The 14,584-nt window shown below is 63.7% G+C and carries 15 protein-coding genes; 6 read left to right on the top strand and 9 right to left on the bottom strand.

All coding sequences use genetic code 11. The features are described 5' to 3' along the window. Window positions 1-5: 5 nt before the first annotated feature. A complete protein-coding gene (locus RN347_RS04380) occupies window positions 6-665 on the top strand; it encodes a hypothetical protein (RefSeq protein WP_311960310.1) in 660 nt (219 codons plus the stop codon). Between the two features lie 112 nt (window positions 666-777). Here RN347_RS04380 and rpoD read toward each other — a convergent pair whose 3' ends face one another. From rpoD to RN347_RS04360, 4 genes are all read right to left on the bottom strand, one after another. Beyond that, on the bottom strand, window positions 778-2,634 hold the full coding sequence (gene rpoD / locus RN347_RS04375) for an RNA polymerase sigma factor RpoD (protein WP_263584814.1): 1,857 nt from the start codon (window positions 2,632-2,634) through the stop codon (window positions 778-780). A gap of 300 nt (window positions 2,635-2,934) precedes the next feature. Next, window positions 2,935-4,779: a DNA primase gene (gene dnaG, locus RN347_RS04370; RefSeq protein WP_311960309.1), complete on the bottom strand. Its 1,845-nt coding sequence runs from the start codon at window positions 4,777-4,779 to the stop codon at window positions 2,935-2,937. A 165-nt stretch (window positions 4,780-4,944) separates the two neighbouring features. Beyond that, window positions 4,945-5,160 carry a 30S ribosomal protein S21 gene (gene rpsU, locus RN347_RS04365; protein ID WP_016416934.1) on the bottom strand — a complete coding sequence of 72 codons (216 nt, stop codon included), beginning with the start codon at window positions 5,158-5,160 and terminating at the stop codon, window positions 4,945-4,947. A 203-nt stretch (window positions 5,161-5,363) separates the two neighbouring features. Next, window positions 5,364-6,788 carry an amidohydrolase family protein gene (locus tag RN347_RS04360; RefSeq protein ID WP_311960308.1) on the bottom strand — a complete coding sequence of 475 codons (1,425 nt, stop codon included), beginning with the start codon at window positions 6,786-6,788 and terminating at the stop codon, window positions 5,364-5,366. Between the two features lie 188 nt (window positions 6,789-6,976). On the opposite strand from RN347_RS04360, the gene tsaD reads away from it, so the two are divergent. Continuing rightward, window positions 6,977-8,023 carry a tRNA (adenosine(37)-N6)-threonylcarbamoyltransferase complex transferase subunit TsaD gene (tsaD, locus tag RN347_RS04355; protein ID WP_311960307.1) on the top strand — a complete coding sequence of 349 codons (1,047 nt, stop codon included), beginning with the start codon at window positions 6,977-6,979 and terminating at the stop codon, window positions 8,021-8,023. Here the strand turns inward: tsaD and plsY are convergent. Continuing rightward, complete coding sequence (gene plsY / locus RN347_RS04350) at window positions 8,020-8,598, bottom strand: glycerol-3-phosphate 1-O-acyltransferase PlsY (RefSeq protein ID WP_311960306.1); 579 nt, start codon at window positions 8,596-8,598, stop codon at window positions 8,020-8,022. The two genes, tsaD and plsY, sit on opposite strands and share 4 nt — an antisense overlap. Before the next feature lie 104 nt (window positions 8,599-8,702). Between plsY and folB the strand changes: the two genes are divergently transcribed. Together folB and folK are read left to right on the top strand one after the other, a co-directional pair. Next, window positions 8,703-9,083, top strand: a complete 381-nt coding sequence (gene folB / locus RN347_RS04345; protein ID WP_263584819.1) for a dihydroneopterin aldolase — start codon at window positions 8,703-8,705, stop codon at window positions 9,081-9,083. Further along, a complete protein-coding gene (gene folK / locus RN347_RS04340) occupies window positions 9,080-9,592 on the top strand; it encodes a 2-amino-4-hydroxy-6-hydroxymethyldihydropteridine diphosphokinase (RefSeq protein WP_263584820.1) in 513 nt (170 codons plus the stop codon). The genes folB and folK overlap by 4 nt, the downstream gene beginning before the upstream one ends. Here the strand turns inward: folK and RN347_RS04335 are convergent. After that, on the bottom strand, window positions 9,589-10,710 hold the full coding sequence (locus tag RN347_RS04335) for a polynucleotide adenylyltransferase (protein ID WP_263584821.1): 1,122 nt from the start codon (window positions 10,708-10,710) through the stop codon (window positions 9,589-9,591). The genes folK and RN347_RS04335 overlap by 4 nt on opposite strands. A gap of 1 nt (window position 10,711) precedes the next feature. After that, the gene (locus tag RN347_RS04330; RefSeq protein ID WP_311960305.1) at window positions 10,712-11,527 is read right to left on the bottom strand and encodes a symmetrical bis(5'-nucleosyl)-tetraphosphatase; all 816 of its coding nucleotides are present in this window, start codon (window positions 11,525-11,527) and stop codon (window positions 10,712-10,714) included. A gap of 174 nt (window positions 11,528-11,701) precedes the next feature. Here RN347_RS04330 and RN347_RS04325 point away from each other — a divergent pair, with 174 nt between their 5' ends. Both RN347_RS04325 and RN347_RS04320 read left to right on the top strand, forming a co-directional pair. Beyond that, the gene (locus RN347_RS04325) at window positions 11,702-11,932 is read left to right on the top strand and encodes a hypothetical protein (protein WP_311960304.1); all 231 of its coding nucleotides are present in this window, start codon (window positions 11,702-11,704) and stop codon (window positions 11,930-11,932) included. Then, window positions 11,932-13,371, top strand: coding sequence for a GMC family oxidoreductase (locus tag RN347_RS04320; protein ID WP_311960303.1), 1,440 nt, complete (start codon window positions 11,932-11,934; stop codon window positions 13,369-13,371). The genes RN347_RS04325 and RN347_RS04320 overlap by 1 nt, the downstream gene beginning before the upstream one ends. Here RN347_RS04320 and apaG read toward each other — a convergent pair. Next, entirely contained in the window at window positions 13,368-13,745 is a 378-nt protein-coding gene (apaG, locus tag RN347_RS04315) for a Co2+/Mg2+ efflux protein ApaG (protein ID WP_263584825.1), read from the bottom strand. The two genes, RN347_RS04320 and apaG, sit on opposite strands and share 4 nt — an antisense overlap. Then, window positions 13,742-14,575 (bottom strand): 16S rRNA (adenine(1518)-N(6)/adenine(1519)-N(6))-dimethyltransferase RsmA, encoded by an 834-nt coding sequence (gene rsmA / locus RN347_RS04310; protein WP_311960302.1) that lies wholly within the window; start codon window positions 14,573-14,575, stop codon window positions 13,742-13,744. Before rsmA ends, apaG begins: the two co-directional genes overlap by 4 nt. Window positions 14,576-14,584 lie beyond the last annotated feature (9 nt).

Genomic DNA, 14,584 nt, shown 5'->3' with positions numbered 1-14,584 from the left:
GCTCAATGTCACTGCCCCCACCCAACTGGTCCATCAACTTCAAAACGAGTCTCATGCGCGCAATACTTTATGTGCTGTTTATCGGTGCCATTGCCCAGGGCAGCTACCTCGAAGCACTTTACATGCCTGAACTTCGCTTCAGTGAGTACGGCTTTACCGAGCTTGCCCAGACGACCGTACTGGCCAGCGCCTGTTTGATGCTCATCTACGTGCGACAGGTCCTGAAGGTATGGCCCACGGTTACGCTGCTGCTGTTCGCGTTCATCGCCGCCTCGCTGGTGCGCGAGCAGGATTACTTTCTCGACGAGTACGTTGCCCGCCACACCTGGAAGATTCTGGTGGCACTGATCGTCGTGCCGTCGATCACCTGGGTCATCATTCAACGCCGTCGGTTTCTCGACGAGTTTCGCTACTTCAGCAACACCTTCTCCTTTGGCCTTTTTGCCAGCGGCGTGCTGACCACCTATATTTTCTCGCGCCTTTATGGTCGCAGCGTGTTTTGGGAAGCCGTACTGGGTGAAAGCTTCGAGCGTACCATCAAGGACGCCGCCGAAGAGGTGATCGAGCTGCTGGGCTATAGCCTGATCATGTTCGCCACGCTCGAGCTTCTGCTCATGGCGCGGCGTATTTATCTCGCGCGCAAGGCGGGCAAACCGCTGAACTGATCGGTCTCTCGGGCGCGGCCAGGTCGGCCGCACCCGAGTATCCAACGCAAAAAGCCCCGCCGTTCATGAAACGGCGGGGCTTTTTTGTTCACCACCTGTTGTGGCGGTCAGCTCACTCGTCGAGGAACGAGCGAAGCGGCTCCGAGCGACTGGGGTGACGCAGTTTACGCAGCGCCTTGGCTTCGATCTGACGAATACGCTCCCGGGTGACGTCGAACTGCTTGCCCACTTCCTCGAGGGTGTGGTCGGTGTTCATGTCGATCCCGAAGCGCATGCGCAGCACCTTCGCTTCGCGCGCGGTCAAACCGCCCAGCACGTTGCGCGTGGCTTCGATCAAGCCTTCGCCGGTGGCCAGATCGATCGGCAGCAGCATAGTGCCGTCTTCGATGAAATCGCCCAGGTGCGAGTCGTCGTCGTCACCAATCGGCGTCTCCATGGAGATCGGCTCCTTGGCGATCTTGAGCACCTTGCGCACCTTGTCTTCCGGCATTTCCAGACGCTCGCCAAGCTCTTCCGGCGTCGGTTCGCGGCCCATTTCCTGGAGCATCTGGCGCGATACGCGGTTGAGCTTGTTGATCGTCTCGATCATGTGCACCGGGATACGGATGGTGCGCGCCTGGTCGGCGATCGAGCGGGTGATCGCCTGGCGAATCCACCAGGTGGCGTAGGTCGAGAACTTGTAGCCGCGACGGTATTCGAACTTGTCTACCGCCTTCATCAGGCCGATGTTGCCTTCCTGAATCAGGTCCAAAAACTGCAGGCCGCGGTTGGTGTACTTCTTGGCGATCGAGATCACCAGACGCAGGTTAGCCTCGACCATCTCTTTCTTGGCCCGGCGCGCCTTCGCTTCACCAATGGAGAGCTTGCGATTGACCTCTTTCAGATCCGGCACGATCAGCTGGACCATATCTTCCTCGAACGCAATCTTGCGCTGGGAGCGGGCGATATCGGCGCGCAGCGGCTCGAGACGATCGGCGTACTTGGGTTGCTCCTCCTGGAAGCGGTCGAGCCAGCTCTGATCGGACTCGTTACCCGGGAACGACTTGATGAACAGTTTGCGCGGAAGCTTGGCCTTTTTCACGCACAGCTGCATGATCGCCTTTTCCTGGGCGCGCACCTGCTCGACGCTGATGCGAACCTGCCCGACCAGGCGCTCGAAGTGCTTGGGCACGAGCTTGATCGGCGAGAACAGCTCTGCCAAACGCGCCTGCTCTGCCTTGAGCTCGGCGCTGCCGCGGCCGTGCTTTTTGAAGGCGGCGTCGACGGCGGCGTTTTGCTCGCGAATCTGCTCGAAACGCGCACGGGCCTCTTCCGGGTCCGGGCCACCTTCGCTGGCCGAGTTATCGTCCTCGTCGTCCTCGTCGTCGCCGTCGAGGTCTTCGTCGTCGCCGGGCTCGGCATCAACGACCGGCTCGGCCACTTCGGCCTCGGCAACGCCTGGAATGCCCTCATCCGGGTCGATGAAGCCAGAGAAGAGGTCCGAAAGCCGCCCGGGCGCTTCTTCGTCCTGGGTGGCATCGTAGGCCTGCAAAATGGAAGTGACCGCGCCGGGCAAATAGGCAAGTGACGACATCACTTCCCGCGTGCCCTCTTCGATCCGCTTGGCGATTTCGATTTCGCCTTCGCGGGTCAAAAGCTCGACCGTGCCCATTTCGCGCATGTACATGCGAACCGGGTCCGTTGTGCGACCCACGTCGCTTTCCACGGCGGCAAGGGCCGCCACGGCCTCTTCCGCAGCGGACTCGTCCGTGGAGTGATCCGACATCATCAAAGTGTCTTCATCCGGCGCTTCCTCAACGACACTGATACCCATGTCGTTGATCATGCCAATGATGTCTTCCACTTGATCCGGGTCGGCGATATCCTCGGGTAGATGGTCGTTGACCTCGGCATAGGTCAGGTAACCCTGCTCCTTGCCGCGCGCGATCAACTCCTTCAGACGTGACTGCTGCTGCGCATTTCCAGCCATAGAAACCCTATCTCGACGAAGAAGAATGAAACACCTGGGGCGCTGAATCGATAAAACTCAACAAGCCGAACATTATAGCGTAATTTGCTGCGTTTTTCCCAGCGAAACGTATTTGCGCGACGAATCAGGTGTGTTAGGTTATTCGGTTAGGCCGCTTACCGGCCTCTAATGCTCTCTATATGGCGCCGCAAGGGCGTAATTCAACCCCGCTCGCTACGCGCTATTCAAACGCTGACTCAAACCCTGACGACGCTTTTGACCTTCAACCGTTGGCCGCCCGGTCTTACTACTGCGTATGAGCTACTGCTTACGAGTCAGTTCGACCACGAGCGTTGCCAAACGTTGCCGCTGGCTCTTGTCCAGCTTTTGTCCCGAACGCTCGAGTGCCAACAGCGCCTCGTACTCCTCCTGCGGCGAGCGCCGGCGCTCAAGTCCCGCAAGATGCTCGACCAGCCCTAAAAGCTCGGTCTCCCTGGCCGCGGCGGGAATCAACAGCTCGCGTCGGGCGAGCTCATCGAGCGCCTGCCCCTCTTCGCTACCCTGAAAGTGCGCCAGCACCACCTGCGGGCTTTTGTAGCGCCCAGCGCGTAAAAGCCTGACCAGCTCGCGGCAAAGCGCGCCATCCGGGGCGCCCTGCGGTAGCCAGTCGAGGTTTTCGGGCATGACGTCAACAAGGCGCGGCTCGAACAACAGCAGTTGGCTGATGCGCTCGACGGTCGAAAGCACCTTTCTCGAAGCTTTCGGCTTTTTGCTTGCCATCGGGGGCGCAGGCGCCGACTCCGGATAAAAACTATCCATGAGCGGCGGTGGCTCGTCGCTACCCGGCGCGGGCTCAAGGGCGGGCTTTTCGAGCATCGACGAGAGCTGCTCCTTGCCCAGCCCACTGCGTTTGGCCAGCGCCTCCAGCAGCAGCGACTTGAGCATGCCGTCCGGCACCCGGTTGATCGCCTGGAGAACGTGGCTGGCGAAGCGCTCGTTGCCCTCGACGGTATTCAGATCGCGCCCCTGGGCGGCCTGCTCGAACAGAAATTCGGACAGCGGCATCGCGCAGGTGACCCGGTCCTGAAACGCTCGTTCGCCTTCCCGGCGCACCAGCGAGTCCGGGTCCTCGCCTTCAGGCAAAAACAGAAAGCGCGCCTCGCGCCCGTCGATCATCTGTGGCAGCGCCGTCTCGAGGGCCCGGCTCGCCGCCTGGCGCCCGGCGCGGTCGCCGTCGAAGCAAAACACCACCCGACTGACCAGCCGAAACAGCCGGTGCAGATGATCCTCGGTGGTCGCGGTGCCGAGCGTGGCCACGGCGTTGTGGATGCCGTACTGCGCCAGCGCCACCACGTCCATGTAGCCCTCCACCATGATCAGCTGCTCGAGCTTGGCACTGGCCTTGCGCGCCTCATAAAGACCGTAGAGCTCGCGCCCCTTGTGAAACACCGGCGTTTCCGGCGAATTCAGATATTTCGGCTGGCCGTCTCCCATGATGCGCCCGCCAAAGCCCAGCGTGCGTCCGCGCAGATCGCGGATGGGAAACATCACCCGGTCGCGAAAGCGATCATAAGTGCGCCCGGTATCCTCACGGTGAATCAACAGACCGTACTCGATCTGCACCGCTTCGCTGACGCCCTTGGCACTCAGGTGCTGCTTGAGCGCCTCCCAGCCATCCGGCGCGAAGCCGATGCCGTAGGCGGCGATGACCTCGTCGGAAAGATCGCGCTTTTTAAGATAGTCGCGAGCGCTCTGCCCCGCCTGCATCTTCAGACGCTCGCGGTAGAAGCTGCCGGCAAGCTCCAGAAGGCTCACGCCCTCCTTGCGCTTTTGCTCACGCTCGCGCTCGCGGGGGTCGTCGGCGCCTTCGCGGGGCACGTCGAGCCCCAAGCGGGCGGCCAACTGCTCGACCGCCTCGGGAAAGGAGAGCTTGTCGTACTCCATCAAAAAGCGCAGGGCGTTACCGTTGGCGCTGCAGCCGAAGCAGTGATAGAACTGCTTGTCGGCGCTCACCGTAAAGGAAGGGGTCTTTTCCTGATGAAAGGGGCAGAGCCCGGAGTAGTTACGCCCGGCCTTTTTGAGCTGAACACGCTCGCCCACCACCTCGACGACGTCGGTGCGGTCCAGAAGATCGTCAATGAAACGCTGGGGGATCTGTCCGGCCATGAGGGGCGTTCCTGCGCGGAGCAAGGGTCAATGGCCTAACCCAAGCGCGACTTGGGTTAGATCACTCATTGATGTCGTTCTGTTCAAAAACAAACGGCCACCTGACGGCGGCCGCTTGGCATCCCTCTTGAAACACACGCCCAAGCGCGTGTTTCTGGGTACGGATCAATAGAGCCGTTCGAAACGCTTACGCTCACGCTGAAGCTTTTTAGCGTGACGCTTCACAGCTGCCGCTGCCTTGCGCTTGCGCTCGGCTGTCGGCTTCTCGTAATGCTCACGACGACGTACTTCAGAGAGAACGCCGGCTTTTTCGCAAGAACGCTTGAAGCGACGCAGAGCGACGTCAAACGGCTCGTTATCACGTACTTTTACAGAAGGCATTAAGCACTCACCACCTTAAGGAGACTTGAGTTCGGATAGTGCGCACACCGCTTAATCCAGCATCTGTAGATACAGTGTACGACCCTTTTTTACAGCGCCGAGTAGTCTAGTCGTGATACGCCTATTTTGCAACCGGGCGCGCCCGAGTGCCAGCCACCGCGCCCGCCGCGGGCACCTCTTGTTCCGATTTTTTCAAACCTGGATCATAGCTTATCGCGCAGGTGCGAAAGCGAGGCGTCGATGCGCGAGGCGATCTGCTCATCGTTCATATTCAAAAGCTGCCCGCCGCGCTTGGCGATGCGCCCGCCCACGGCGACCAGCGAAACACTTGCCGGGGTCGCGGCGAAAACGGTAAACGCGTAGGGTTCACCAGGCAGCATGCCAAGACTCACCTGGTGGGTGTCGAGCATGATCAAATCCGCCTGTTTGCCCGGGCTCAACGTGCCGATCTCATCGCCAAGCCCGATCGACTCGGCGCCGAGGCGCGTCGCCAACGCCACCAGCCGTTCGCAATCGACGCTGGTCTGGTGTTCGCTGGCGCCGATCTCGGTCAGTGCGGCGTGTTTCATCACCGAAAATAGATCGCCGCTGCCGGCCAGGGCGTTGCCATCGATCCCAAGTCCCAGCCGCTCGACACTCTCAAAATGCGACAGCCGCGTAAGCCCATAGCCGACCCGGTGCTCGGTCATGGGCGTCAGCGAAAGGCTAGCGCCAGCCTCATTGAGGGCGCTCAGATGCTCTTCGCGCGCGTTGGTGGCGTGTACGACCTGAAGCTCTGGAATCAAAAACTCGCCGTCGATCAGCGCTTGAAACAGGCCATCGTGATTGTCGCCGCTGACGTGTACGGAGACAGGCAGGTTCATCTCGCGCGCCGCCTCGAACTCCCGGCGCTTGACGGCCATGGCGTCCTGATTGCCCAGGTTGTCGGGTAGCCGCCAGGCCAGGCCCAGTGACAGGCGCCCGCGCTCGCTATAGCGCTCCCAGTTCTCAACAAGCTCGCTCAGGTGCTCAAGATCGATCTGACTACCGGCGGTCTTGCTCTGATTACCGAACATCAGCCGCGTGCGCAAGGGTGAGGCGCCAAGCGCTTCGAGCGCGGCCTGACAGTGTTCGGGGCTTCGATTGTTGTCGAAAAAATCGCAGCTGGTGGTCACGCCGGCGTTGACGTTCTCCATCGCCGCCAGATACTCGCCAATCCAGATATCGCCGGGGCGAAAGTGCTCGCTCAGCCGCTGTGTCAGCGGGAAGAACAGCGTCTGCTCGGTCTGGCCGAACATGCCGCGCATCTGGGTCTGCCACATATGATTGTGGGTATCGACCAGCCCCGGCATGACGATGCAGCCTTCGCCGCTGATCATTTCGCTGTCGCCGGTATCGAGGCTCTCACCCACCGCCTCGATACGCCCGTCCACGACCCAGATATCGGCCTTCTCCAGCGGTGCCTTGCCCTCCTCCATGGTCAGGATGGTGGCGTTCTTGATGCACCAGCGCGTGGGCGAGTCGCTGGCAGTATCGTCGCTGTCCTCGCTTTCGTCGCTGGCGTAGGCACCGGGCACCAGGCTCGACCCCGCCAGTGCCGACAGGGCACCGAGAAGCCGGCGTCGAGTAAGAGGGAGTGCGTGCCGCATGGCGATGTCCTTGAATCCATGAACGAGAGGTGTATGAACGAGTTTAATAAACCTAGTCGAGCGCTGCCCCGCGTCAATCAGAAATCAGACGAAAGCCAGGCACGCAGCCCATGGCGAACGCGCGTACCGGCTCGAAGGCCTGGCGTGATAAAATCACGCTCATCCTGAACGCTTTTAAAGAGACCCCCATGAGAGTGCTTGGCATCGAAACCTCCTGCGACGAAACCGGTGTCGCGCTTTACGACACCCGCGCCCCGGCAGGCAAAGGGCTTTTGGCGGATACGCTCTACAGCCAGGTCGCCATGCACGCCGAGTACGGCGGCGTGGTGCCGGAACTGGCCTCGCGGGATCATACCCGCAAGCTCTTGCCACTGATCGAACAGGTGCTCCAGGAAGCCGGTTTGGATAAGCGCGATCTCGACGGTATCGCCTATACCGCAGGGCCCGGGCTGGTCGGCGCACTGATGGTCGGCGCCAGCACCGCCCACGGCATGGCGCGGGCGCTGGATATTCCGGTGCTCGGCGTGCACCACATGGAGGGCCACTTACTCGCGCCGATGCTCGAGGAGAACCCACCGGCGTTTCCGTTCGTCGCGCTTTTAGTGTCCGGCGGGCACACCCAGCTGGTCGAGGTCAGCGGGCTTGGCTGCTATCGGCTGCTGGGTGAGTCCGTCGACGACGCGGCGGGCGAAGCCTTCGACAAGGCCGCCAAGATGCTGGGCCTGGCCTACCCAGGCGGCCCCCAGGTGGCCAGGCTCGCCGAGCGCGGCGACCCGAAGCGCTTTCGCTTTCCGCGGCCAATGACCGACCGTCCGGGGCTCGATTTCAGCTTCTCCGGGCTCAAGACCCACACCCTGACCGCGATCAAAAAGCTCGACGCCGACGGGGCGCTGGACGAGCAGGCCCGCGCCGACATCGCCCGCGCCTTCGAGGAAGCGGTGGTGGACACCATGGTGATCAAGTGCCGCCGGGCGCTGGATGACACCGGGCTCAAGCGGCTGGTGATGGCCGGCGGGGTGAGCGCCAATACGCGCCTTCGAGAGCGGCTGGCCGTGGAGACCGAAAAGCGCGGTGCCCAGACGTTCTACCCCCGCGCCCGTTTCTGCACCGACAACGGCGCCATGATCGCCTACGTGGGCGCGCGGCGCCTGGAAGCCGGCGAGCGCGATACCGTCGGCGTCATGCAGTCGACCCCGCGCTGGCCGCTGGACACCCTGACCCCGCCAGAGCGCTAGCGGTGAAGGCGGGGCTCCTGGCCGTCGCGCAGGCGGCGAATATTGAGCGCGTGGCGCGCCACCACCAGCAAGGTGAACGCGCCGACCACGCCCAGATACGCAGGCGAAAGCCAGAGCGTCAACAGCGGCGCGGCCAACGCGCTTGCAAGCGAGGCCGCCGCCGCCGTGCGAAGTCGCCAGGCGATCAGCGCCCAGAGTGTGGCGCACAAAAGCGCCACCCAGGGCACCAGCACCAGCAGCGCCCCGAAGGCGCAGGCCACCGCCTTGCCGCCGCGAAAGCCGTACCACACCGGGTAGCTGTGGCCCAACAGTATCGAAAGCCCCACCGCGCCTTGGAGCCACACCGGCAGCGCCTGGCTTTTGGCCAGCATCAACACCGGCATCGCCTTGGCGGCGTCGAGGGCCAGCGTGGCCGCCGCCAGGCGCGGTCCGTGGCTTCGCAGCACGTTGGAAACCCCCGGGTTTTGCGAGCCGCACCAGCGCGGGTCGGCAACGCCGGCGAGCCGGCACACGACGATGGCGGCAAGCCAGCTGCCGCTCAGGTAGCCCGCCAGGGCCCAGAGAAGCGCATTCACCGGGCACACACGCGCGGGTTGGTATCGTTTGTCGGACGGCTCACGTACACTCTTTTTGACCTTGGTAGGGTTTGTAACAGGCACTTGTAACAGGAACAGGGCGCATGGACCGTATTTTAATTGAAGGCTTAACGATTGAAACCGTCATCGGCGTGTACGACTGGGAGCGCACCATCACCCAGTCGCTGCGCCTGGACTTGACGCTTGCCACCGACATTCGTCCGGCGGCCGCGACCGACGACTTGCACCTGACCCTGGATTACGGCGCCGTCTGCCAGCGCATTCAGCAGTTCGCTGACGAGCACCACTTCGCCCTGATCGAAACCTTCGCCGAGCGGCTGTGCGAATGCCTGCGCCACGAATTTCCCATCAGCTGGCTACGCCTGGCCGTGCGCAAACCCGCCGCCGTGCCCGCCGCCCAAAGCGTGGGGCTCGAGATCACCCGCGGCGAGATTCCCGAGGTCATCGAGCGCCCGGCGACGTGAGCCTGGTCTGCTTGAGCCTGGGCAGCAACGTCGACCCGGCCACGCACCTTGGCGCCTGCTTCGAGGCGCTTACGCGCACTTTCGATGCAGTGAGAATCTCGCGGGTCTTCGAGAGCGAGCCGGTCGGCTGCCAGGCCGCGGTCAACTTCTTCAACGCGGTGGTCGCTTTTGAAAGCAACTGGAGCCCGCAGGCGCTCAACGCGTGGACCAAAGCCCAGGAGGCGGCGCTGAACCCGCGCGCCCCCCGCAACCGCCACGCCCCCAGGGCGCTGGATATCGACCTTCTGAGCGTGGGCGATACCTGTGCCGACTTCGAGGGCTTCACTCTGCCCCGACAGGACATCACCCGTTACGCCTTCGTGCTCAAGCCGCTCGCCGAGCTGCTACCCAACGAGCGCCATCCACGCTGTAAAACGCCCTACGCCACGCTTTTCGCGCGCGCCGACTTCAGCGACCAGCCGCTGTGGCCGGTGACGTTCAGCTTTCGCGGCGTGGCGATTTCGCCCTAACCCTTTTCTGCGCTCAGAGCGTCATCGACTGCCGCGAAACGCCGCTCGCGCAGCGCCTCCCCTAGCGCCTTGCCCTGAAACCCCTCCGCCATCAGCGCTTGCGGGCTCACGTCCCGGGCGCGCCGAAACGCCTCATCAAGCGGTTTTTCGAGCGCCGGGGCCAGCCCCCCTATCAGGGAAAGCTGCGCCTCGACCTGATCAGGCTTGCGAAAGGCATCGAGGCGTTCGAGCCACTCGAACGCGAGCGCCCCGTCGACTTCGCCCTCGATCAACGCGCGCGTAAGCGCAACGTGGCGACAAAGCGCGGCAACGGCGTTGGGCAAGCGCAGCCGCTCGATCAGCGCCTCACGCTCGGGCTCGCAAAGCGCGCTTGCCAAAAGCGCCATGCGCCAGTGGGCAAGTTCACCTTCGCATGGCGCCTTCTCTAAAAGCCTGAGTGCCTCGTCGAGATGAGCCGCCAGGTGCGGCCACCAGCTTTCAAGCGCCCCGGCCTCGTCGAGCGCGGTAAAGAAGCGCGCCGGGTGGGGCTCGGCCAGCGCCTTCTCGGTTTCGACCCACACCCGCTCTGCGGCCAGATGCAAAAGCTCGCCGCTTTGCGCGACTTGTCGCATCAGCGTCCGGGTTTCTTCGGCGATTACGAACCCGAGACCGGCGTAGCGGGCCAGAAAGCGTGCGGTACGAAGTACGCGTAACGGGTCCTCGGCAAACGCCGGCGAGACGTGGCGCAACAGGCGCCGCTCGAGATCCTTCTGGCCGTCGAACGGGTCGACCAGCGTGGTGTCCGGACGCTGGGCGATGGCGTTGATGGTCAAATCGCGGCGCAGCAGGTCCTCCTCCAGCGTCACGTCCGGGCTTGCGTGCACCGTAAAGCCGCCGTAGCCGTGGCCCGCCTTGCGCTCGGTGCGCGCCAGCGCGTACTCCTCGAAGGTTTCCGGATGTAGAAATACGGGAAAATCCCGCCCTACCGGCTTGAAGCCCTTCGCCCGCATCGTTTCCGGCGTGGCGCCGACCACCACCCAGTCGTTGTCGAACACCGGCCAGCCAAGCAGCGCATCGCGCACCGCGCCGCCGACCCGGTACACCTCGAGCCCATCGAGCGCCTTGTCGCAAGCGTCCACGTCAGCGCCCCTTCTTTTGACTGGGTACGCTTGCGCGCTCGAGCGTCTCGAGGTTCATCGCGGTGAGCGCCCCACCCCACACGCAGCCGGTATCCAGCGCATGAACATCGATCTGCGCGCCGGGGGTTTTACCCTCCAGCGCCGCCCAGTGACCGAACACCAGCCGGCTGTCGTCTCGACGCGGATACTGAAACCAGGGGTGAAAGCCTTCCGGGGCGCTATCCAGGCCCTCCTTGGCGGCAAAATCGAGCGTTTCGTCAGCGTCGATGAAGCGCATGCGGCAGAACACATTGACCAGCGCGCGCAGCCGGTCCATGCCCTCGAGCGACTCGACGAAGCGCGCCGGCTCGTTGCCGTAAAGCGTTTGTAGAAACTGCCCCGCGTTTTCGCTTTTGAGCATCGCTTGCACCTCGGCGCTGTAGCCAAGTGCGGCGTGCGCGCTCCAGCTCGGCAGCACGCCGGCGTGGGTCATCAGCGTGTGGTGCTCGAACACCGCCAGCGGCTGAGCCTGCAGCCAGTCGAGCAGCGCCTCGCGCTCCGGGGCGTTCAGAATCGCCGCCAGGGTGTCGTTCTTTTTCAGCCGGCCGCCGCCGCGAGCCGCCACCAGCAGGTGAAAATCGTGGTTGCCCAGCACGCAGCGCGCCGCGCTCCCCAGCGCCCTGACCTCGCGCAGGCACTCGAGCGAGCCTGGGCCGCGGTTGATCAAATCGCCCACCAGCCACAGGGTGTCGCGGGTCGGGTCGAAAGCGAGTTTGTCCAGAAGTGCTACGAACTCCGCGTGGCAGCCGTGCAGATCGCCGATGGCATACGTACTCATAAAACGTCGATACTCATAAAAAAACCGTTACTCATAAAAGGCGGCGACACCGTGAAAAGCGCGGGCGTGATGGAGCCGGCGCGAAACGTTGAAAGAAATGCCCGCCGAAAGCGTTCGTCCGGCTACTATAGGCAAATACCACGACCTCGTGCTGGCTTCAGGGTGACAACGACCATGCCAAAACTCCACACGCTACCGATCGACTGCGAGGCGAAGGCCTGCGCGCAGCTCACGCTTACAAGCCCCGCGCGCCGGGCGCTGTTGAAAAGCCTGTCGCTCGGCGCCGGCGGCGCGCTGCTGGCCGGCGTGCCCCCTACTCTGGTCCAGGCAGCGTCGACAGCGCCGTCGCTATTGAAAAACGGCTGGCTGTTGCGCCGCGCCGACATCGACGGTGCGAGCCGCTAATGTATCAGCCCTTTAGCGCGCTAAGCGAGCGGGAGAGTTTCGACGTCTGCGTGATCGGCGCGGGTGCGGCGGGCATCACCGTTGCCATGACGCTGGCACGCCAGGGCCGCCGGGTGCTTTTGTGCGAAGGCGGCGAGGCCTCCTTTAGCGAGCGCTCTCAGGCGCTCTATCGCGGCGACACCCTGGGCGATACCTATCTGGATCTCTCGAGCATTCGGCTTCGCTACATGGGCGGCTCGACCAACCACTGGGGCGGCGTGTGCCGGCCGCTGGACGCCCATGACTTCACCGCCAAACAGGCCGCCCCGCAAACGGCCTGGCCGATCGGCCGTGGGGATCTGGACCCCTATTTCGAAGCGGCCGCCGCGCTTCTGGATCTGGAGGAGATCCCCCCGGATACGCCGGTCGAAGATACCGGGCTCGAGCGGGTCTACTTCTCGCTGGGCCCGCCCACGCGCATGAAGGACAAATTCGCCGCGACCTTAAACGGCCTCGAGACGCTGACCTACTGCCTGACGGCCAACCTGGTGGGTCTGAGCGTGGGCGACGGCCGGGTCGAAGCGGCCACCTTTAGCGACTTCGACGGCCAGCGTAAAACGATGCGCGCGCGCAGCTTCGTGCTCGCCTGCGGCGGCATCGAGAACGCCCGGCTGCTGCTTTGGTGTAACGCGCAAAGCGGTGGCCGGCTGGTGCCCGACGCCACCACGCTCGGGCGCTACTGGATGGAGCACCCGCACGCCACTATCGGCCAGGCGCTGCTGTTCGAGCCGGCCCGGCTGGGCCTCGATACCGACTACAACGTCTATCTGTCGCCGACCCCGCGCGCGATGAGCGAGCGCGGCATACTCAACTGCGGGCTGCGCCTGCACCGCATGGCGCCGGAAGCGACCCGTGAGCTCATCCAGGCGCTTGCAGCCGAGGCGCCGGGGCTCGAGGCCACCCTTGCGCAAAGCGCGGACACCGCCCACGGCGTCTATCTACGCGCCGCCTGGGAGCAGGAGCCGCGCTTCGATAACGCAGTGGAACTTATGGAGGAGCGCGACGAGCTGGGCGTGCCGCGAAGCCGGCTGGTGTGGCAGCAGTCAGCGCTGGATCGCCACACCATCCGCGAAAGCCTGATGCTGTTGGGCGAGTACCTGCTCGAGGAGAATATCGGCCGGGTGCAGTTCGCCGACTGGCTCGCCGTTGAGCCGGTGGAACTTCCCGAAGAGGGCGAAATCGCCGGGCGCCACCACATGGGCGGCACGCGCATGAGCGATGATGCTCGCCGTGGCATCGTCGACCGCGACTGCCGACTCTTTGCCCAGGCGAACATGTTCGTGGCCGGCTCCAGCGTGTTCGCAAGCGCCGGCCACGCCAACCCGACGCTGACCATCGTTCAGCTCGCCCTGCGCCTTGGTGTGCATATCGACGAGGCGCTGGAGCTGGGGCGCGTCTAGTGGAGCTGGCTGGGCGCGGCCAGACGAAACGGGGCGATGGAGACATCAAAAGCGCGCTGGGTGTAGGTGTTGAGCAGCGTGTACGCCCCTTCCATGACGCCGACCGGGGTTTGCAGAATCGCCCGGCTGGTATAGCGAAAGCGCTGGCCGGGACCGATCAGAGGCTGCTGGCCCACCACGCCCTTGCCGCGCACTTCCTGAGCGTCGCCGCTGCCCTGAGTGATCTTCCAGTAACGTGCCATGAGCTGCACGCTGTGCGGGCTCTGGTTATGCACCGTCACGGTATAGGTGAATACAAAGCGCGACTCGCTCACGCTCGACTCCTCGATGCAGTATTCGGGCGTCACGTTTACCTCGATATCGAGTTGGCTCACGGCTCACCCCGCTCGGCGCTTGTCTGTTCGGCGTCCAGGCGGGCGACGTGGTTGGCAATCAGCACGTACTCCGCCACGCTCAGGGTTTGCGGGCGCCGGTTTGGGTCGATCGAAAGCGACTCCAGCGTTTCGGCGCTGACCCGGCCCTTGAGGTTGTTGCGCAGCGTCTTGCGCCGCTGGCCAAAGGCGAGCTTGACCAGCTCGAACAGCAGTACCGGATCATCCGCCGAGTGCGGCAGCGACTCATGCGGCGTCAGGCGCACGATGGCCGAGTCCACCTTGGGCCTGGGGACGAACGCCTCCGGCGGCACGATGAAAAGCTGCTCGACCTGGCAGTAGTACTGCGCCATCACCGACAGCCGCCCCCAGTCGGTGCCGCCGGGCTCGGCGGCGAGGCGCTCGACCACTTCCTTTTGCAGCATGAAGTGCATGTCGGCCACGGCACTGCCCATGCCAAGCAGGTGCACGATCAGGGGCGTGGAGATGTTGTAGGGCAAATTGCCCACCACGCGCAGCGCCGGGCCGTCGCCCTTGAGCGCGTTAAAATCGAACTTCAGCGCGTCGCCTTCGTGGATCACGAACCCCGGATAGTTGAAAAACTGCACCCGCAGCCCGGGGATCAGGTCACGGTCGAGCTCGACGACCTCGAGCGCGCCACCGGCGTCGAGAAGCGGCTCGGTCAGCGCCCCCTGGCCCGGGCCGATCTCGATCAGCCGGTCGCTCTTCGCAGGACCAATGGCGCGCACGATGCGCGAAATGGTGCCGGGGTCACGAAGAAAGTTCTGGCCGAAGCGTTTTCGGGCGCGGTGTTGAAGGGGCGCTTGAGACATCGAACGAAA

Source organism: Halomonas sp. PAMB 3264, from assembly GCF_031954245.1.
Lineage (GTDB): Bacteria > Pseudomonadota > Gammaproteobacteria > Pseudomonadales > Halomonadaceae > Vreelandella.
The sequence above is the reverse complement of the archived record's forward strand: the minus strand, read 5'-3'. Positions and strand labels throughout refer to the sequence as shown.